Annotated in this window: 19 protein-coding genes; 7 read left to right on the top strand and 12 right to left on the bottom strand. The window is 47.1% G+C overall.

Translation table 11 applies throughout. The features are described 5' to 3' along the window. Positions 1-53: 53 nt before the first annotated feature. On the top strand, positions 54-473 hold the full coding sequence (locus BGP75_RS01075; RefSeq protein WP_076714154.1) for a flagellar basal body-associated FliL family protein: 420 nt from the start codon (positions 54-56) through the stop codon (positions 471-473). A 187-nt stretch (positions 474-660) separates the two neighbouring features. On the opposite strand, the gene gshA is transcribed toward BGP75_RS01075, so the two are convergent. The 5 genes from gshA to rpoH form a co-directional block, all read right to left on the bottom strand. Further along, a complete protein-coding gene (gshA, locus tag BGP75_RS01070) occupies positions 661-2,232 on the bottom strand; it encodes a glutamate--cysteine ligase (protein ID WP_076714245.1) in 1,572 nt (523 codons plus the stop codon). Between the two features lie 125 nt (positions 2,233-2,357). Next, positions 2,358-3,218 (bottom strand): thiazole synthase, encoded by an 861-nt coding sequence (locus BGP75_RS01065; RefSeq protein WP_083704555.1) that lies wholly within the window; start codon positions 3,216-3,218, stop codon positions 2,358-2,360. Positions 3,219-3,317: 99 nt separating this feature from the next. After that, complete coding sequence (gene thiS, locus BGP75_RS01060; RefSeq protein WP_233152812.1) at positions 3,318-3,560, bottom strand: sulfur carrier protein ThiS; 243 nt, start codon at positions 3,558-3,560, stop codon at positions 3,318-3,320. 272 nt (positions 3,561-3,832) lie between these two features. After that, complete coding sequence (locus tag BGP75_RS01055; RefSeq protein ID WP_076714152.1) at positions 3,833-4,237, bottom strand: DUF423 domain-containing protein; 405 nt, start codon at positions 4,235-4,237, stop codon at positions 3,833-3,835. A gap of 100 nt (positions 4,238-4,337) precedes the next feature. Next, positions 4,338-5,192 (bottom strand): RNA polymerase sigma factor RpoH, encoded by an 855-nt coding sequence (gene rpoH / locus BGP75_RS01050; protein WP_076714150.1) that lies wholly within the window; start codon positions 5,190-5,192, stop codon positions 4,338-4,340. 671 nt (positions 5,193-5,863) lie between these two features. Here rpoH and BGP75_RS01045 point away from each other — a divergent pair. After that, positions 5,864-6,718: a lipase family protein gene (locus BGP75_RS01045; RefSeq protein ID WP_076714148.1), complete on the top strand. Its 855-nt coding sequence runs from the start codon at positions 5,864-5,866 to the stop codon at positions 6,716-6,718. Between the two features lie 290 nt (positions 6,719-7,008). Here the strand turns inward: BGP75_RS01045 and ftsX are convergent, their stop codons facing one another. From ftsX to ftsY, 3 genes are all read right to left on the bottom strand, one after another. Then, positions 7,009-8,055 carry a permease-like cell division protein FtsX gene (ftsX, locus tag BGP75_RS01040; protein ID WP_083704554.1) on the bottom strand — a complete coding sequence of 349 codons (1,047 nt, stop codon included), beginning with the start codon at positions 8,053-8,055 and terminating at the stop codon, positions 7,009-7,011. Next, a complete protein-coding gene (ftsE, locus tag BGP75_RS01035; protein ID WP_076714146.1) occupies positions 8,052-8,702 on the bottom strand; it encodes a cell division ATP-binding protein FtsE in 651 nt (216 codons plus the stop codon). The genes ftsX and ftsE overlap by 4 nt, the downstream gene beginning before the upstream one ends. Positions 8,703-8,767: 65 nt before the next feature. Next, entirely contained in the window at positions 8,768-10,018 is a 1,251-nt protein-coding gene (ftsY, locus tag BGP75_RS01030; protein WP_369832086.1) for a signal recognition particle-docking protein FtsY, read from the bottom strand. A gap of 219 nt (positions 10,019-10,237) precedes the next feature. Between ftsY and BGP75_RS01025 the strand changes: the two genes are divergently transcribed. The 4 genes from BGP75_RS01025 (at position 10,238) to BGP75_RS01010 (ending at position 13,141) form a co-directional block, all read left to right on the top strand. Continuing rightward, the gene (locus BGP75_RS01025) at positions 10,238-11,479 is read left to right on the top strand and encodes a hypothetical protein (RefSeq protein WP_076714144.1); all 1,242 of its coding nucleotides are present in this window, start codon (positions 10,238-10,240) and stop codon (positions 11,477-11,479) included. A 100-nt stretch (positions 11,480-11,579) separates the two neighbouring features. Beyond that, on the top strand, positions 11,580-12,209 hold the full coding sequence (gene rsmD / locus BGP75_RS01020; protein WP_076714142.1) for a 16S rRNA (guanine(966)-N(2))-methyltransferase RsmD: 630 nt from the start codon (positions 11,580-11,582) through the stop codon (positions 12,207-12,209). 164 nt (positions 12,210-12,373) lie between these two features. Continuing rightward, positions 12,374-12,850 carry a pantetheine-phosphate adenylyltransferase gene (coaD, locus tag BGP75_RS01015; protein WP_076714140.1) on the top strand — a complete coding sequence of 159 codons (477 nt, stop codon included), beginning with the start codon at positions 12,374-12,376 and terminating at the stop codon, positions 12,848-12,850. A gap of 42 nt (positions 12,851-12,892) precedes the next feature. Beyond that, positions 12,893-13,141: a YfhL family 4Fe-4S dicluster ferredoxin gene (locus BGP75_RS01010; protein WP_076714138.1), complete on the top strand. Its 249-nt coding sequence runs from the start codon at positions 12,893-12,895 to the stop codon at positions 13,139-13,141. A 101-nt stretch (positions 13,142-13,242) separates the two neighbouring features. Here BGP75_RS01010 and BGP75_RS01005 read toward each other — a convergent pair whose 3' ends face one another. From BGP75_RS01005 to BGP75_RS00995, 3 genes are all read right to left on the bottom strand, one after another. Then, complete coding sequence (locus tag BGP75_RS01005) at positions 13,243-13,764, bottom strand: DUF501 domain-containing protein (RefSeq protein ID WP_369832085.1); 522 nt, start codon at positions 13,762-13,764, stop codon at positions 13,243-13,245. A gap of 194 nt (positions 13,765-13,958) precedes the next feature. After that, positions 13,959-16,121: an ATP-dependent DNA helicase RecG gene (gene recG / locus BGP75_RS01000; protein ID WP_076714134.1), complete on the bottom strand. Its 2,163-nt coding sequence runs from the start codon at positions 16,119-16,121 to the stop codon at positions 13,959-13,961. Next, positions 16,118-17,098, bottom strand: coding sequence for a hydrogen peroxide-inducible genes activator (locus BGP75_RS00995; RefSeq protein WP_076714132.1), 981 nt, complete (start codon positions 17,096-17,098; stop codon positions 16,118-16,120). Before BGP75_RS00995 ends, recG begins: the two co-directional genes overlap by 4 nt. 166 nt (positions 17,099-17,264) lie before the next feature. On the opposite strand from BGP75_RS00995, the gene BGP75_RS00990 reads away from it, so the two are divergent. Beyond that, positions 17,265-18,155: an NAD(P)H-binding protein gene (locus BGP75_RS00990; protein WP_158070045.1), complete on the top strand. Its 891-nt coding sequence runs from the start codon at positions 17,265-17,267 to the stop codon at positions 18,153-18,155. Here the strand turns inward: BGP75_RS00990 and hemB are convergent. After that, positions 18,152-19,162 (bottom strand): porphobilinogen synthase, encoded by a 1,011-nt coding sequence (hemB, locus tag BGP75_RS00985; RefSeq protein ID WP_076714128.1) that lies wholly within the window; start codon positions 19,160-19,162, stop codon positions 18,152-18,154. The two genes, BGP75_RS00990 and hemB, sit on opposite strands and share 4 nt — an antisense overlap. Positions 19,163-19,288 lie beyond the last annotated feature (126 nt).

Raw genomic sequence — 19,288 nt, 5'->3', positions numbered from 1 at the left:
CGTTATATACTGGTGATATTCTGAAAATTCCATAGAAAATGAAGAGATTATCTATGAACCTTCGCCCTTTAATACTGATATTTATGCTGTTAATAACCCCTTCATTCAGCTTTGCTCAGGATGCAGAACCGAAGCAAAGTGGAGGCTCTGAGTATATCGAGCTTCAGCCACCTTTCATTGTAAGTTTTGGCGGCCCGGGCCCACTAAAATACCTTAAGACTGAAGTGACACTGATTGTTCCTCAGGGTGATGCTGAAGGGAAGGTCAAGCTGCATCAACCACCAATTCGTAACAGCCTGGTTATGCTGCTCAGCCGACAAACTTCTGAAGATGTTGCTACCGCAGCAGGTCGTGATCACATCCGCCTGGAAGCATTAGAAGAGCTGCGGCAGATTCTGGTCGTCGAGTATGGCAATGACGGCTACGAAATGATTAAAGACCTTCTGTTCACCAGTTTTGTTGTCCAGCAATAACCATCTGCTGTAAACGATGAATTACAGAAAAAGCGACCTGAAGGCGTTTCATCACGAAAACAATTTCGCGATGAAGCGACGGGACGAGAGTCAAAACTGTTAGACGCGAGCCACCACCTAGGACTGCCCTCTTGAAAAAAGACAGTCCCCTAGTTGCTTGACACGACAGTTGCTTGACACGACCGAATCAGTTTGATGGACGGAAGTACTCCTCAAGAAAATGCTCAAATGAGGGCTCTGACTGTTGCTCCAATGCTTGTTGTTCAATTAGAGACTGCTCTGCCAAACGACTTAGTTCCTGATACCTGTATTCTGCCAGGGGTTCCGCCTTTAGCCGCTCATGGTGTTGTACGGAGCGCTGACGAATGAATTCATCATGGGATAGGTTTTGCTCACGCATCTGTTTCAGCATCATTCCTGAGGGGGTCAGATCAGGATTGTCAATTTTTGATCGTTGATCTACCACAGACTTGCTATGGCAGGAACGATCATGCAATGAATCCAATAACTCAGCGACCGGAAGAATTTGATTCAGCAGCTCCCTCGCTTGATCCGTCAACAGAATCTCTCCAGTGTCGGTCTGTAACTTGAGCTGAGGATCCCGACCCTGCCAGGCAACCCGATGATGATTCTGTTTAATACGATCGCACTCTTCGTCACTAATATCATCATTACCCAAAAATAGACAAAACAGTAAAAATGAATCGAGAAAGCGAGACTGTTGAGCATCGATACCAACAGGAAGATAAGGGTTAATATCTGTATTTCTGACCTCAACATACTCAACACCACGATCCTTTAAGGCCCGGATTGGCTTCTCACCGGATTGAATTACCCGCTTAGGACGTATATCGCTATAGTACTCATTCTCAATCTGCAGCAGATTGCTATTCAGCTGGCGGTATTGTCCATCCACCTTAACTCCTATCCGTTCATAGTCTGGGTAAGGCGTCTTAATCGCATCACTTAGTGTTTTAACGTAGTTATCCAGGTGGTTATAACAGACGTTCAAAGCTGCCTGAGCCTGATTGGAGTAGCCCAGATCACTCATCCGCAAGCTCGTCGCATAAGGACTGTATAGGGTTTCAGGATCCAGTAACTGCAGTCGGCCTTCATTTCCATTGGTAAACGAACGACTGACGGCTGGAGAAGCACCAAACAAATAGATCAATAACCAGGAATAGCGTCGAAAATTTCTAATCAACGCAAAATAGGATGCCGATTGAAAATCCTGAATATCCGACTGGTCATTGCATATCTTCTGATATATCGGCCAGAAAGACTGAGGTAACGAAAAGTTATAGTGGATCCCTGCAATGGTCTGCATTACCTTGCCATATCGATGCTCCAGACCGACCCGGTAAATATGTTTCATGCGGCCGATATTAGAGCTACCAAACCGTGCAATAGGTACTTCATCCGGGCCGCTCAGGTGACAGGGCATGCTTCCGGACCAGATGGTTTCACCCTCCAGGTGCTTGAAAGTATAACGATGGAGTTCTTCTAGGAAGGAGATAGCCTGCTCAACATCAGCAAACACTGGAGTAATAAATTCCAACAGGGCTTCTGAATAATCAGTGGTAATTCGACTATTGGTTAACGCAGAGCCCAAAGACTGCGGGTGATCGGTTTGCGCCAGCCGTCCTTTGCAATCAACACGCAAACCTTCCTTCTCGATACCGTGCTGTAATCCTTTCAGCACCTCCGCTTGACCACTTTCGGTCAGCTTTCGTAGATGCTCCAGTAGCTGCTGAGACACTGCAGGCCCTTCCATTCAGGTAATTACAACCCTGCTGGTTGATTACAACAGCCAGGACCGTTTGGAGAAACGACACCTGCTCTGGTCTGAGTACAAGTGCCGCCTATTAATTAAAAGAATACCAGTTAAAAGAAAGTCCCATCAATCGGAGATGAGGCACTCGCATATAATTTCCGTGGCATTCGACCAGCCAGGTATGACTCTCGACCGGCTTCAATGGCCTTTCTCATCGCTGACGCCATGAGCACAGGGTTTCCTGCAGCGGCGATAGCAGTATTCATCAAGACGCCGTCACAACCCAACTCCATAGCAATCGCGGCGTCAGATGCGGTACCCACTCCAGCGTCGACAATAATAGGGACATTAGCATTTTCGAGTATTAACTTGATATTGTACGGGTTGCGAATACCCAGTCCAGAACCAATTAAGGACCCCAGCGGCATGACCGCCACACAACCCATATCTTCAAGCTCTTTGGCGATAATAGGGTCATCACTGGTGTACACCATCACTTTGAACCCATCATCAATAAGTTCACGTGCGGCTATCAAAGTTTCTGTTACATTGGGATATAGGGTTTTCTGGTCACCCAGAACTTCAAGCTTGACCAGATCATGACCATCCAATAATTCCCGTGCCAGCTTACAGGTACGGACGGCATCTTTTGCGTTAAAACAGCCGGCAGTATTAGGCAACAGAGTGTATTTATCTGGCGAGATCACATCAAGAAGGTTAGGTTCATCAGGGTTTTGACCAATGTTTGTACGCCTGACCGCCACTGTTACAATTTGTGCACCGCTGGTTTCAATGGCCTCTCCAGTTTCCTGCAGATCTTTATACTTACCGGTTCCCACCAATAAACGAGACTTAAAACTCAGTCCACCAAATTCTAAGGGCTTATCTGCAGATGCAGTATTTACCGACGATACATTTAGCTCAGGTGACGGCTCGGATGACGCTTGGCTTTCTGAAACGGACTCGTTCATAACGACTTCTCTACAATTGTAAAATACCTGAAACTAAACGTTCTCAGGAAAATGATGATATTGCTCGAATAACAGTATTCAATGAACTCACCGGGAGAGTCAGCCCCCACCAATTGCATGGACAACCTCTACCCTGTCATTCGCCTGGAGTGTGGTTTGCTCATGCTCACTTTTCAGTAGAATATCCTGATTATATTCTATGGCAATCCGCTTACCAGCCAACCCCATGCCTTCAAGCATTTTGGAAATAGTACAGCCAGCCTCGACCTCATAGGCCTCACCATTTAACTGGATTTCAATCATCTTTCGTCCACCATCTCGGCACCCGTCTGTCAAAGACATTACACCAACCAATCACGAAAAACCCGACTCAACTCAAGCGGACTGAATTCACCATAAGTCTCATATATAGGGCCTCCGTACCAAAATAAAACCCCAAAAGCTTAGTGCGTATTGATAAGAATGTCTGGGACACTCAGTCAACTTTCATTACGGCTCAGGGTTTTTCTGCAATTACTTAGTAGTAAGTAATCACTACCAATATTACTGATGGTAAGTAGTCACTTCATATAACAAGCAATCCGGCTAATATCGCTCCGTAGCTTGTCAGATCTTTAATCAGGATATCGGTAAGCAGCCTGAACCAGCAGCACCCAGCCTGCTAAAAGTAACAACCCCCCAATGGGAGTCAACCAAACCAACCAACGAATATCAGCCAGGCAGAGTATATACAAACTACCGGAGAATACACTGCACCCAATAGTCCAAAGCCCGGCAACTCTTTTTAACCGGTCAGCACATTGCCGCTGCAACTGTGACTGTGATAACAACAATAGGCTGATAGCAAGCAGCGCCAGACTGTGATACATCAAGTACCGGTTAGCCGTTTCATAAGTTGTCAGTTTTTCGACGGTGAGAAACCCCTGAAGAGTATGAGCGCCAAAGGCACCGAGGGACACGGAGAGAAAACCACCGACTGCCGCCATGAGCAAATAGAAGCGGGGGGAGATCAATGTCATAGGAGGCAACCTACATATTGGGGAATTAGCTGTTATACCATCCCCCCAGATACAACAACGCCGGGATAACCCGGCGTTTTCTTAAAATCAGAGGCAGATATCAGGCTTCAAGGAAGCCACGAACTTTCTTCATGGCATTTTTTTCCAATTGACGAATACGTTCAGCAGATACCTGATACTCGGCCGCCAGCTCATGAAGGGTAGACTTCTCCTCACTCAACCAGCGTTGTACCAAAATATTACGGCTACGATCATCCAGAGAATCCATAGCCACTTGCAAGCGTCTGTTGGAATCTTCTTCCCACTGCTTGTCTTCTAACAGGCGGGATGGATCATTACGCTTATCTTCAAGGAAATATGCAGGGGCTTTATATGCCTCGTCTTCATCATCATCGGTACCCTGATCAAACGCCATGTCCTGAGCGCTTAAACGTCGTTCCATCTCTCTCACGACCTTGGGTTCAACCCCCAGATCTTCAGCAACAGCATTAACTTCGTCATTGGTAAACCAGGCCAATCGCTTCTTACTACTGCGCAGATTAAAGAACATCTTGCGCTGCGCTTTGGTAGTGGCCACCTTAACGATCCGCCAATTACGTAGTATGAACTCGTGCATTTCTGCTTTGATCCAATGCACGGCAAACGAAACCAGGCGAACACCTACCGTCGGATCAAAGCGCTTAACCGCTTTCATCAATCCAACATTGCCTTCCTGAATCAAATCAGCCTGAGAGAGGCCATAGCCAGAATAGCTCCGTGCAATATGAACCACAAAGCGAAGGTGAGACATAACCAACTGCCGGGCCGCTTCCAGATCATTCTGGTAATAGAGGCGCTCAGACAATTCCCGTTCTTCTTCTACAGTTAGAACCGGAATCGGGCCGATACCCTGTACGTACGCATCCAGATTGCGCCCGGGGCTCATCAGATCAATCGGTTGTAAACTGGTACCCATTCATTCTCTCCGTAATACTGTTTCTTCAGTCCGAGTATGGACCTACTGCGAATACAAAAGTTCCGCACCGCAAACTGGCATATAAAAGAGCACATCGGCATTGTTCAGAGAGGCTCTTTAAAACCAGAACATGGCAGTGTATCGAGACATTCTCCTTGGTGCAACCCATCCAAGAGATCCAATACCTTCAGTGTATATCAGAACCTGTCCTCATGCTGCTCATTCAACCGCAACGGCAACAATCTCAACAGCAATCTCAACAATAACGTCCTGCCAAAAAATGAACGACTCATTTTGTCAGTTATAGTGGCCAAAATTGTTATTGTTTTACGCTAAGACAGTGTTGACTATTAATGGATCTACAGACAATAAAAATACGACCAAATTAATAGATAAGACCCTCAGAGCTTACAGAATAAAATATCTAAGGAATTTAAATATATATAACTGTAGCTCTAAAAAAAAAGACATCGCTTTTATATAAATTAAAAATTCAAGAGTACGCAATCACCAATAAAATAGACCTGATAAAATTTTCCTATCCACATAGCGGCAAAGTAAACAGGGACAAATTTTCGAGATTTATTCAGGGATACTTCGTATTTATTCCATACGTAGTTTCTGAAATTCACCGAAATATCGTTAACCAATAAGTGAAAGGAGCATACCACATGCCAATAATAGAAAACCTCCCACAAGGCCTGACTCTGGAACAGTACAACCGAGCACTGGATAGCGCCAAGCTATCTTCTCAAACCTACGACTGGGATGACTACCTGGTTGCTGAAGCAGGATTGAATCTGTTTCAGGGTATTGATGATATTAAAAATCAAGATTTTTCTACTGATAACTATCAAGAGGTTGCGCAAGGGGGAGGCTATATAGACTGGATAGGAACAGACGGTCTGGACTACAAAATTTTTGAAGATTCTGACTCTGGGGATTTAGTCCTTTCTTTCAAAGGGACCGAGCCCCTTTCTCTGGTGGACTGGGTCGAGGATATAGAACAGGCTTTGGGGCAGTCCGAGCAATACGAATATGCTGTTGATGTCGCTCAATCTGTTCAAGAGAATGTGGATAACTACAACAATCAACAGGGTTTGACTGGTGAGGATGCGATTCAATTATCCTTCACCGGGCACAGCCTGGGCGGCGGCTTAGCAACAGCTGCAGCGCTGGCAACCGGTAATGAGGCAATTGTCTTTGACGCGGCAGGCTTGTCACAGGCTACCATTGACTCTCTTAACCTGGATATTAACAATGCCGCCAATATCACCAATTTTAATGTACAGGGCGACGCCCTGTCAGACTATAACGGATTGATGGATGACACTACATTTGGCTCATTCCTTATTGAACAAAAGCAATATGGTGAAACCTATTGGCTGGAAGGCGTGAATGACCGCGCAGACTTTGCAGGGTGGCTTGTACCCGATGACAATATTATCGTAGAGCAAGCCGAAGCGGTTTTAAATCATGCATGGCATGTGTTTACTTACCAGCTTGAGAATGTTGACTTCGTTTAGGAAGCCTGAAGAGGGCCTGCAACCTTGCAGTGCAGGCCCTTTAAATAACAGGGGAGAACGTTAACAGTGTATTAAAATAATTTTTATCTGTGCTGCAGACTAAAAGATAATAAACAAAAGTCTATTCAGTTTTCAGGAGCACAAACATCATGCTCATTGCTTTATAGTAAGTTTATCTCTTATAAATTAACGAGAGTAATATTTATTAATCTGTCAAAAATCTATTTCGTCAAATTTTTTTATACTGTAATAAATTTATACTGTAATAAATAGCAACGCTGGGTTATTTTTCAGGTAGGCTCAATTGCTTTCAGGTGGCGTATAACAGCCAGCCAGGCACCGCCAACACCTATCAAGATGCTAATCGTTACCAGCACAGTCCCCGCAACAAAACTCAGCCCCTGCAACTGATAACTACTTTGATAAAGATTAATCAGTTGATTCACTTTTCCGGATAAGTACCAGAGACTGCCCTGTACCAATAACCAGGCAACAAACCCTGCTGCAATCCCATACCAGAAGCCGGTATATAAGAAGGGTCGCTGAACAAATGCATCTGTACCACCCACCAGCTTCACCACCTGGATTTCTTCCCGTCGGTTTTCTATCTCTAAACGAATAGTATTCCCAACGACCAAAAGTACCGCAAACCCCAGCAGGCAGGAAAGTATAAGTACCAAACGCTGTGCCAGATCAGTAATACTCAACAGACGTTCCAGCCAAGCCATATCGACTTGTGCCTCTTCAATACCCTCTACCGATTCCAACTGCACCTTTAACAGGTTCAATTGCTCCCTCTCTAAATACTGCCCACTGGGTTCCAAAAGGATCACGGCTGGCAACGGGTTATCATCTAAGGCATCGATCGCTTCCGAGAAACCCGAGTACTGTTTAAATTCATTCAAGGCATCAGCTTTAGAGAGATACACAAGCTGTTTAACCTGGTCATTGGATTCCAGCTGTTGTGCTAAGTCTCGACCTTCTGACTCACTTAACTGATCAGACAGAAACAGGGTAATCTGTGTCACCCCCTGCCATTGATAGCTTACCGACTGTATATTCTTCAAGCCAACATAAAGGACACTGGGTAAAGTAAGGGCTATCGCCAGCACCATTACGGTCATAAGAGTGGCCAAAGGCTCCGACAACAAACGATTCCAACTGATACGGGCGACTTGTAGATGATGTTTTAAATAGCTGCGACCACGATCAGCTATCTGTACCTTGTGAACAGTGGCACTTTTGTGGCCAGTAGTATTTTTTTGGCCAGCCAGTTTCTGACCCGCTAAACCACGCCGGGATCGGCTTTGAGCACCAGAGGGGCGTTCTACTGTCATGACATTCGCCCCTGATCCAACGTCATCACTCGATGAGGTAATCTGGAAATCAAATCCAAATCATGGCTGGCAACCAGCACCGATACCCCCACCTGATTGAACTGATGAAAAAGCCCCATGATCTCCGCAGATAAGCGTGGATCAAGGTTACCGGTTGGCTCATCAGCTAACAATAACTGTGGTTTATTAACGATTGCTCTGGCAATGCCTATACGTTGCTGCTCACCACTGGACAGCAGTACAGGGCTCAGTTTCTCTTTGCGCAGGAGCCCCACTTTGTCCAGTGCAGCCCTGACTCTGGAACCAATATCCGTCTCATCATAACCGGAAATAAGCAATGGAAGAGCGACGTTATCAAATACACTACGATCAAATAACAAGCGATGATTCTGGAAAACCACCCCGATTCGCCGCCGCAAATAGGGGATCTGTCGGGCGGGCAGACGGTTCAGGTTATTACCATCCACCATTACCTGCCCTTGGCTGGCCCTTTCCATCAGCATAATCAGCTTCAGTAACGTGCTTTTTCCGGCACCGGAATGCCCGGTTAAAAAAGCCATTTCCCCTCGTTCCAAGGAAAAATTTACCTGGCTGAGGGCTTCATGCCCTCCCGGGTAACGCATACTGACATTATCAAACCGAATCATCCAGGCTCTCTATCAACTGCTTATTATCAACTAGTCATTCAATGGCTCAATCACCCGATTAGCCATCAATCTTTGGAGAACAGAGCCTCAACGAACTCATTGGCGTCAAAAGGCCGAAGGTCATCAATTTGCTCACCAACACCAATAAAACGGATTGGTAACGGCATCTGTTTAGCAATAGCGAAGATAATACCTCCCTTTGCAGTGCCATCAAGCTTGGTCAAAGTGATCCCCGAAACGCCAACCGAATCACCAAACTGTTTAGCCTGACTCAAAGCATTTTGCCCGGTACCCGCATCCAATACCAACATCACCTCGTGAGGCGCGGTAGCATCCAGTTTCTGCATCACCCGGACAACTTTTTCAAGCTCGGTCATTAAATGAGCCTTGTTCTGCAAACGACCGGCTGTATCAGCAATAACAACATCAATATTACGCGCTTTAGCCGATTGCACCGCATCAAATATCACAGAGGCACTATCAGCACCGGTATGTTGGGCCACTACAGGCACATCATTGCGGTCACCCCAAACCTGCAATTGCTCAACGGCTGCTGCCCTGAAAGTATCACCGGCGGCCAGCAGGACTGAGCGACCTTCACTCTGAAAACGCTTGGCCAGTTTACCAATCGTGGTGGTTTTACCGACACCATTAACCCCAACCATCAAAATAACATAGGGCTTGCTGTCTGTTTCAGGAGCCCAGGGGTGACTGCTATGCACCAGCAGATCCGCAAGCTCCTGCTTAAGCGCTTCGTACAATGCCTCGGCGTCATTTAACTGTTTGCGCGCAACTCGCTCAGTCAGTTTGTTAACAATTTCCGTTGTAGCCTCCACCCCAACGTCAGCCATCAATAGCTGAGTTTCGATCTCTTCAAGCAGATCGTCATCGATCTCTTTAGCTCCCAAAAACAGGTCTGACAGACCAGCAGTCAGGTTGGCTTTAGTGCGGCCAAGGCCCTGTTTAATGCGAGTAAAGAAGCGTGCCTTTTTCTCTTCTGCTGCTTCTTCAATTACTGGCTCTGGCTCTGGCTCTGGCTCTGGCTCTGGCTCTGAAACAAGTTTTTCGCCTGCAATTTTTACATCGGCCTGCTGCTCTTTGAGAGGATCAACTTCGACAGGAGAATCAACTTCAACCTCAGTTTGCTGGGATAGTGATTCTTTCCCTTCAGCCTGAGGTATCTCGGTAATATCTTCCCCTTCCTGCTCACTTTTTGGGCTCTTTGTCAGCCAAAAAAATGCAAGTATCACAACAACAAAGGCGATCCCACCCATTACGTAGGGAAAGGTTTCGGGTCCACCAAAGGCCTGAATCAATTCATTCATCAGTCAAACAATCCATAATTAAAAAATTAGTCAGGAGCTCAGGACAACGACCACAATGTCATGATGCCAATGATCCCCATAAGAAATTAACCGTCCCCCAGTCAACACGCTAACCTTCACAATAACCGGGTGCGGACAAAACAGCGGATAAGCTTACCATTAGTGGCCCGATTGGGGTATAAACTCTCAAGGACTTTTCAGGTAGAGAAGATGTTTGATAAACCCCTGTTTAATCGAAAACAGCTCAATATCATTATTATTGTCACCCTAATTGCGATAGTACTATTGACTGCATCAGGTAACCGTCCGCTATTGCCAGAGCTTAGTTTACGCCAGATCCATCAAGTTCCTGTCTACTGGGCTGAGAACGGTAACGACGACAGCCTCTTTCTGAGTTTCAGCTTTGCTCTTCCACCAACAAGAATGGGGGATCATCCAGACACAAGATTACTCTTCAATCAGTTGCATAAAAGCCTCAATCAACTATCGCAACTCCCGGACATTGCCAATAACCAGGCTGAAATAGCACTCAGGTCCCTGGCTGATCGGCTACAAATCACCCTGAAAATCCCAAACCCCGTTGATGAGGCTTCCAGAAATAATGTTTCCAGCATTTTCACATTACTCTTTTCACATCTGCAAAACTCGCTGGATCCCAGTCAGTGGCAACAAGAGCAAAAGAAGCAATCCGCGCGTAGTTATCTGGATAATCAGTCAACCAGCTCATCATTATTACAGTTACAGCAATGGCTGCGAGACTCCGTAGCCGTTGAGATCAGTAATTACCGCACCTGGCAAAACTTCAAACACCAGTTGCTGAGTCGTTCACAGCTTAGAATTGCCATGCTCTCTCCAGACCCTGACGTGATATTAAAGCAACTGCAGGACACCTTACCATTACTGCCCCTAAGCGACAGCTGGCAACCGACTATCCCCACAAACTATTCCCTGCAACAGCGCACAACGTCAACACTTGGCAACTACCATTTATGGATGGCACGCCATACAGCGGGTAAGGAATCTCCAGCATTTATGGACCAGTTAGTCGCATTGAGGCAAATACGGGAGCTGGCCACTGCGCTCAATATCAATTCTGATCTGACAACACTAGCGGCGCGCAGTCAGCTGCTTTTACACCTGAATACCAGCGACACAATTACCGCTCAATCGGTCATGGAACGACTTCAGCTGCGCTTACTGCAAACTGACAATAAAACCCTGAATGAAACCAGACAGAAGATGATCGACAGTCTTCATGAAAACAGTCAGAATCCATCGCTTCTTTTTGAGCAACTGGAATCTATCGCTTTTTACCAGCTTCCAGTGGATTATCTACAGCAACTCGATTCGCGACTTGAGCTGTTAAGTCATGAAGAATTACGCAAGCAAATCAACAGTTTGCTTGACCTGCAGATGTACCATTGGATATTGGAAACACCTGCTACACCCTGACGAGATGATAACCTGGTCATACTTTACCGCTATGAGGTAACAGAACGTCCGGATTATCAACAAAGACTAGATAATCAATTTCCCTAAGGTAGAGTCACGCATGCCTCGTAAACAACGTCGAAGTCCCCCTCAAAGCACTCCCAAGGCCGGTAAAGGAGTTAACACGCTTCGAATCATTGCTGGGCACTGGCGTGGAAGAAAGCTCAGTTTTCCCGACCAGGAAGGGTTAAGACCTACTCCTGATCGGGTCAGGGAAACGCTGTTTAACTGGTTACAGCCCTCTATTGAAGGATCCCGATGCCTGGATCTTTTTAGTGGTAGCGGAGCACTGGCTCTGGAAGCACTGTCCCGAGGGGCAGCCAGTGCAACCTTGATCGATAGCTCCAAGCTGGCTATTGACCAATTACGACTTAATTTAAACTTACTTAAAGCTGAAAATGTACAACTGATCCAAGCATCGGCCCCAGCTTGGCTGGAGCAACAAACTGAAGAATCCGGCACCTATGACCTGGTGTTCCTAGATCCACCGTTCAGACAGGATATGCTGGAAAAATGCTGTCAGCGGTTGGAGCAGGGGGCCTTGCTTAAGGATCAGGCCCTGATCTATATCGAAGTCGAAAAAGAACTAAAAAATCTGCCACTACCTGAAAACTGGCAGATACTGCGTCAGAAAGACAGTGGCCAGATCAGAAGCTGTCTTTGCCAGCGCAACAGCTCTGACCTAACCTGAAAATAACGGAATTCTTGCTGAAAAGTACTTACAATTCCCGTATAAGCTGACTGGGCATATGCTTAGGACCCTATTCTATTTGTGCCAGTGCAGCAATTCCGGTACCATTCAGCGCGTTCGACATAGACCCGTTTGTACCCATCGGTCAACAGTGGAAACCCTCCATGAATATTGTTGTCTATCCAGGAACCTTCGACCCAATTACCAACGGCCACACTGATCTGATTGAGCGGGCTGGAAGGTTGTTTGATAAAGTAATTGTAGCCGTTGCCGCTAGCCCCAAGAAGCAGCCTCTGTTTTCCTTAGATAAAAGGATTGAATTGGCTGAACAGGTGCTGAGAGGACGAACAGGCGTTGAAGTCTGTGGCTTTGATGGCCTGCTGACTACCTTTATGCAAACACAAAATGCCAACGTTTTGTTGCGAGGGCTAAGAGCTGTATCTGATTTCGAGTACGAATTTCAGCTGGCCAACATGAACCGGGCATTGTCCCCTGACATTGAAAGCCTGTTTCTGACACCGTCTGAACAGTACAGTTTTATTTCTTCCACGCTTATTCGCGAAATAGCAGCGCTTAAAGGGGATGTATCAAAATTTGTACATCCCACCGTGGAGAATGCTTTAAAAGAACATCTAGCATAGAGTCTCATAAGAGACCAAAGATAGGATTGTGAGGTAACCCACATGGCATTGATCATTACTGACGAATGCATCAATTGTGACGTCTGTGAACCAGAATGTCCCAATGAAGCAATTACTCCGGGCGATGAAATTTACGAGATTGATCCGGCCAAATGCACCGAATGTGTGGGTCACTATGACACACCTCAGTGCGTAGAGGTCTGCCCTGTCGATTGTATTCCAAAAGACCCGGATCACGTAGAGTCAGAAGATAAACTGATGGAAAAATATCATCGCCTACAAGGCGGTTAGTCATTCCCGTCAGCGATGGGCAGAAGTACTTTCTGCCCTGTCTCCTTCCTTATGATTACCGAGCTTGCCTGGACAGCCAGCGCACGATTTAGCTACAGGTACTAAATCGTTAACTGTAGCTGCATAAGACCGAACTGTCGCTCCAGACGCTCACCAATCACATTTTTCAGGCTATCTGAACTGCCACAGAGATAGTGTGCATAGTGCATATGTAGGCAACGCACCTTATCCCACTGGGCAATACCACCAATCCCATAGCGCTCGAACAAATGAGAAAACCCCAGCGTTTCGATGCGTTGGCGGTCTTTTTCAGCCATCATCTGCCAACGTTGCTTTACGTAATCCCGGTGATTTTGCTGGTAGGACTGGAGAAACTCCGGATCCTCAGCTAACTCTTCTTCCAAACGCTTCACCCAGCCCTCAGTTTCCAATCTCGCTATCGCCTTGTACAGGTCTTTAGAGGAAAGCCAGTAGAGCGTCGGAAAAGGCTGATCATCAACCAATGATCGCATCTGCAATACAACCGGAATCCCCCGATCTGTTTGGTAGCCAATATCAACAAGGCCTCGAGGGGTTCGCCCCAACTGAGTTTCAATGACCTGTAGTTGCTCGGTTGTAATCACTATTTGAATTCCGTAACTGAAAGTACGCTATTTTACGCTGAGCCAATCTTTCAGAGCCAGCAAATATGGCAAAGTAACAACAGCGATCAGGGAATAGGATCAAGCAGTTTAAAATGCTATTTTGACTAATTAATACTGAGATAAAAATTTTATAATCTAATTTTGAATATTATTTCTATAAAACCTGTGGCAGTTTAAACACCGCCGTACTGCTCTCCCCGGCCCAGCCAGCGGCGAATAATGGCATCACAGTTCTCTGGAGCGGAGTCCATCTGGCCAGCAATGGCCTTTACCTGGGTCAACAGATCTGCATCTCGCTCTAAATTGGCGACCCTAAACTGCATCATCCCAGTCTGCCGTGTTCCTAAAACCTCTCCCGGCCCGCGAATCTCAAGATCTTTTTCAGCTATTCTGAATCCATCTGTTGTTTCTCTCATAACCCTCAGACGTTCTTGTCCCTGTTGAGATAAGGGAGCGTGGTACATAAGCACACAATGACTGGCTACCATACCACGACCCACTCGCCCTCTAAGCTGGTGCAGCTGAGCCAAACCCAGACGCTCTGGGTTTTCAATAATCATCAAGCTGGCATTAGGAACATCGACCCCCACTTCAATCACCGTTGTTGCAACCAACAGGTCTAATTGATGAGCTTTAAAAGCAGCCATTATCTCTGCCTTTTCTGCGGCTTTCAGTCGCCCATGCACCAGCCCGATACGCAGTTCCGGCAGCATTCTGGTAAGTTCTTCGGCGGTGGCTTCAGCCGCCTGACATTCCAGTACTTCTGATTCATCAATCAGCGTACATACCCAATAAGCCTGGCGCCCCTCTCCACAAGCCACTCGCACTCTGGAGATAACTTCCTGACGTCGCTGATCAGAAATCAGTGCGGTATTTACCGGAGAGCGGCCTGCCGGTAGTTCATCGATTATCGAGCAATCCAAATCAGCATAGGCGCTCATTGTCAGGGTACGAGGTATCGGTGTTGCAGTCATTATCAATTGATGAGGTAAACGCCCTTGCTGGCTGCCTTTTTCTCTTAATGCCAGCCGTTGATGGACACCAAACCGGTGTTGTTCATCGACCACCACCAGCGCCAGATGACTGAATTTCACATCCTGCTGAAATAGTGCATGAGTGCCAACGACCACCTGTGCTTCCCCACCGGCTATACGCTCAAGTGCCATGATTCTCTTTTTTCCTTTCAGCTTTCCCGCTAACCAGTCGACCTGCAGCCCCAAAGGTTCGAACCAGCTGGTAAAGTTCAGGAAATGCTGCTCTGCCAGAATCTCGGTTGGAGCCATGACAGCTGCTTGATAGCCGCAATCGATGGCCTGCAATGCGGCTAATGCAGCAATCACTGTTTTACCGGAACCTACATCACCTTGCACAAGTCGGAGCATCGGTAGCGGTTGTGACAAGTCTCGGGCAACTTCTGCGTAAACACGTTTCTGTGCCCCTGTCAGTTGAAAGGATAACTGTGCCAGAAACTGCTCAACAAGTGGTACAGGCCCTTTGGTACTGTCGCTGGCGGAACGATCCACAGCAGCGTTATCCACAGCCATGCTACCCATATTAACAACCAATGCCGGCGCTCCTTGACTTTGATGTTGGTGGCGCAAGCGTAACAGGCTGAGGTGATGAGCCAGCAACTCTTCAAATGCAAGACGTCGTTGAGCAGGATGGCGCTCTTCACTCAGTTGGTACACGTCTGCTTCTACGGGTGGTCGGTGAAGATAGCGGACAGCTTCATTCAGCCCCATAAGTTGATGTCGACGCTGCAGCACCTCCGGTAGCCAGTCTTTTAACCCCCCCTGGCGCTCCATCATATCCAGTGCCTGCTCACAAAGCCCACGAATCCGAGGTTGTGTAATACCTTCAGTGGCAGGATATATAGGGGTCAGATTCTGAGCGACAGGGCTGGCTTCTTCGTCGCTGAGCTGCCTGTACTCGGGGTGATAAAACTCCAGACCTCCGCTGCCAACACGCGCCTCACCAAAGCAACGAATCTCAATACCGGGCTTAAGGTTGTTTTTTTGAGCCGCACTAAAATGGAAAAAACGCAGACTGACTGAGCCTGTATCATCCTGAATTTGGCAACGCAGACTTCGGCGCCGACCATGAACCAGATCACAGTTTCTGACTCGACCCTGTATGACAACCTCATCCCCGGGGCGTAATTCACCAATGGGTTTAATTCGGGTCCGATCCTGATATCGGATCGGTAGATGAAAGAGCAAGTCCTGTAAACTCTCAAGTCCAAGCTTCTCAAGCTTCCCAGCCAGAGCCGCACCAACCCCTTTCAACCGGGTCAGTGGAATTTGGTCAAGACTACGGAGTTCCGAATACAAACTCATCCGGCTATATCTCTAGACTCCACGGGCATATCTCTAGCCCTGGTGGAATCTTCTATCTGCACAGCTCCAGCCTGATTATCCGCAACAGTGGAGCATGAGCGAATACTATCAGTGACGATATCTATTGCTTTTGGCCGTGGAAAGCTTGCTCTCCATGCCAATGCCAATGTTCTCATTGGCGAAGGAGCACTAAAAGGTTTCACCTGTACAAGATCTGTACCGCTAACACCGGTAGCTGCCGAGAAAGGTACTACACTGGCCCCGAGCCCCGATGCAACCATATGCCGAATAGTCTCCAGTGAACTGCCCTCGGTAACCAGGGCCTCAGAATCAGGAGCTTTACCGACACTGGGGCAAGCTTCCAGCACCTGATCACGAAAACAGTGACCCTCTCCAAGCATCAATAGCCTTGTGTTATGAATCTCACTGGCCTGAACAGCTGAGCGTTCACGCCAGGGATGACCGGGAGGCAGCAACAAAACGAATGACTCATCATATAGTGACCGAACCAGAACGTCCGGCTCTTCAAAGGGCAAGGCTATAACAATAACATCCAACTCACCCCGGCGAAGTTTTCCTCTTAAAACCTCCGTCAGGTTCTCCTCCAGATACAGCGGCATCTCCGGTGCCAATTCCCGAAGACGAGGAATCAGATGGGGAAAAAGATAAGGGCCGATCGTGTATATAGCACCCAGCCTCAGAGGGGTCTTCAGCTGATCCTGACCTGCTTTGGCCAACTCCTTAATACTCTGTGCTTCTTCCAATACCCGCTGAGCCTGTTCAACAACTCTTTCGCCTACGGGAGTCATCTGCAGAGCGTTCTTACTTCTTTCGAACAGAGCCACTCCCAGCTCATCTTCAAGTTTTTTAACCGCAATGCTAAGGGTTGGTTGACTAACAAAGCAACGCTCTGCAGCTCGGCCAAAATGACTCTCCTGAGCCAGGGCAATAATGTAACGTAACTCTGTCAGTGTCATGCTTTTCCCTATATCACCTCGACTTGTCTAAAGCCGGATTGTTATCAACAACCAGTCTGGCTGAACCAGCCTCAATCTTTTCAAAGTCAATTTGGCCGCCACTTCTGGCATCTAAATCAGTGAGATCCCTGTAAGATAACAGCAGCAATCAATAGGGTGAATGACAATGGCAAAAATTCTTCTCGTCGGCTGTGGAAAAATTGGAACCCAGCTTGGTCTTGAACTGACTGAAAATGGGCACCAATGCTATGGACTGAAGCGAACTCCCAGTCAACTGCCGAGTGCATTACACAGGATCGCTGCTGATATTACCAAGCCTGATACGTTAACCAATCTACCTGAAGGGCTGGATTTTGTCGTGTTAACCCTGACCCCGGGCTCTGCTGATGAAGAAGGCTATCGCAGCACTTATATAGCAGGTCTCAAGAATATTATTCAAGCATTGCATCAACAGAAGCAGTCTCTGCAAAGACTTTTTTTTATTTCCAGCACCAGTATTTATGCACAACACCATGGTGAATGGGTTGATGAATACAGTGACACCAATCCCACCGGTTATTCCGGAAAGGTCATGCTGGAAGCAGAACGGATCGCCCAGCAGAGTGGTTACCCCACAACACGAATTCGCTTCAGTGGTATCTACGGTTCAGACATCCGGCTTATTCGCTGGATTAAAGAAGGAGTCAAATGCCCCTCCTTCCCTGTGCATTACAGTAATCGGATTCATCAGGATGACTGCGTTGGTGTACTCAGACATCTGATTGAACTGAATCTTTCAGGCCGGTTTCCCGAAGATATTTATCTTGCCTCGGATTCCAAACCTGCCACCTATTTCGAAATCATTCAGTGGTTACGAAACCAGCTGCAGTTAGAGCAACAGGCAGAGCAATCAGACGACACAGGCTTTAGCCTGACTGATAAAGTACGCAGCGGCAGTAAGCGCTGTTCTAACCAGCGCTTACTGAACGAAGGCTATGAATTCCGTTATGCTGATTATCGTCAGGGATTCGCCGCGATATTAAAGAACGAATCCGGTCAAACCAGGAATAACAACTAACGATTGAGAAGCTGGGCAACGCTTTTGGCAAAATAGGTAAGAATGCCATCAGCGCCTGCCCGTTTAATACAAACCAAAGACTCCATCATGACAGCCTCTTCATCCAGCCAACCGTTCTGGATAGCAGCCATGTGCATGGCATATTCACCACTGACTTGATAAACAAAAGTGGGGACCATAAGCTCATCCTTGACCCTACGAACTATATCCAGATAGGGCATGCCCGGTTTAACCATCACCATATCAGCCCCTTCAGCCAGATCCAGCGCCACTTCGTGTAAGGCTTCATCGCTATTGGCTGGATCCATCTGGTAATTGTATTTATTACCTTTACCCAGATTTCCCGCCGAACCGACAGCATCTCTGAAGGGTCCATAGTAACTGGATGCATACTTGGCACTATAAGCCAGGATACGGGTATTAATATGATTTCCATCTTCCAGTACGTCCCGAATGGAGCCAATACGCCCATCCATCATGTCAGAAGGTGCAACAATATCAGCCCCAGCCTCTGCGTGAGATAGTGCCTGTTTGACTAAGGTTTCCACTGTTCTGTCGTTAAGTACGTAGCCGTTGCTGTCAATAATTCCATCCTGGCCGTGAGTCGTGAACGGGTCCAGTGCCACATCAGTGATCACCCCTAACTCGGGATACGCATCTTTCAGCGCTTTAACAGTACGCTGTGCCAATCCATCAGCATTATAGGCTTCTTCAGCAAATTCCGTTTTACAGTCAGTCGGTGTCACCGGGAAAAGAGCGACTGCGGGTACACCCAGACTGACGAGCTCCCCGGCCTCCTTAAGCAGCAAATCGATACTCAGTCGATCAACGCCAGGCATGGAAGGTACCGCTTCACGCTGATTATCCCCCTCCAGCACAAACACCGGGTAGATTAGATCATTAGGAGTCAGCACTGTTTCCCGCATCATTCGCCGAGAAAAATCATCTTTTCGCATGCGACGCATACGGGTTTCAGGAAAAAATCGCTGATTATTGTAAAAAGCCACGAACAACTCCTCATTCGATTACAGGGTTATCTTTTGTCAGGACAACCGCAATATCTGGATAACTGCAAACTATACTGAATAACTCACGACACTGAATACTAAATCGGCAGGAATAACGCAGCGGTC

The sequence above is a fragment of the Motiliproteus sp. MSK22-1 genome (assembly GCF_001968815.1).
In the GTDB taxonomy this organism is placed as follows: Bacteria; Pseudomonadota; Gammaproteobacteria; order Pseudomonadales; family Balneatricaceae; genus Motiliproteus.
Note: the sequence above shows the minus strand (reverse complement) of the source record. Positions and strands in the feature narration are given on the sequence as shown.

What these genes read in the sequence shown, in the direction of transcription:
- ftsE (WP_076714146.1), bottom strand. Translation starts at nt 8,702, where the DNA reads ATGATTCGGTTTGATAATGTCAGTATGCGTTACCCGGGAGGGCATGAA.
- rpoH (WP_076714150.1), bottom strand. Translation starts at nt 5,192, where the DNA reads ATGGGTACCAGTTTACAACCGATTGATCTGATGAGCCCCGGGCGCAAT.
- thiS (WP_233152812.1), bottom strand. Translation starts at nt 3,560, where the DNA reads ATGTCTTTGACAGACGGGTGCCGAGATGGTGGACGAAAGATGATTGAA.
- BGP75_RS01065 (WP_083704555.1), bottom strand. Translation starts at nt 3,218, where the DNA reads ATGAACGAGTCCGTTTCAGAAAGCCAAGCGTCATCCGAGCCGTCACCT.
- BGP75_RS01010 (WP_076714138.1), top strand. Translation starts at nt 12,893, where the DNA reads ATGGCATTGATCATTACTGACGAATGCATCAATTGTGACGTCTGTGAA.
- BGP75_RS01055 (WP_076714152.1), bottom strand. Translation starts at nt 4,237, where the DNA reads ATGACATTGATCTCCCCCCGCTTCTATTTGCTCATGGCGGCAGTCGGT.
- BGP75_RS00995 (WP_076714132.1), bottom strand. Translation starts at nt 17,098, where the DNA reads ATGACACTGACAGAGTTACGTTACATTATTGCCCTGGCTCAGGAGAGT.
- recG (WP_076714134.1), bottom strand. Translation starts at nt 16,121, where the DNA reads ATGAGTTTGTATTCGGAACTCCGTAGTCTTGACCAAATTCCACTGACC.
- rsmD (WP_076714142.1), top strand. Translation starts at nt 11,580, where the DNA reads ATGCCTCGTAAACAACGTCGAAGTCCCCCTCAAAGCACTCCCAAGGCC.
- BGP75_RS01025 (WP_076714144.1), top strand. Translation starts at nt 10,238, where the DNA reads ATGTTTGATAAACCCCTGTTTAATCGAAAACAGCTCAATATCATTATT.
- BGP75_RS00990 (WP_158070045.1), top strand. Translation starts at nt 17,265, where the DNA reads ATGGCAAAAATTCTTCTCGTCGGCTGTGGAAAAATTGGAACCCAGCTT.
- coaD (WP_076714140.1), top strand. Translation starts at nt 12,374, where the DNA reads ATGAATATTGTTGTCTATCCAGGAACCTTCGACCCAATTACCAACGGC.
- BGP75_RS01045 (WP_076714148.1), top strand. Translation starts at nt 5,864, where the DNA reads ATGCCAATAATAGAAAACCTCCCACAAGGCCTGACTCTGGAACAGTAC.
- BGP75_RS01075 (WP_076714154.1), top strand. Translation starts at nt 54, where the DNA reads ATGAACCTTCGCCCTTTAATACTGATATTTATGCTGTTAATAACCCCT.
- ftsX (WP_083704554.1), bottom strand. Translation starts at nt 8,055, where the DNA reads ATGACAGTAGAACGCCCCTCTGGTGCTCAAAGCCGATCCCGGCGTGGT.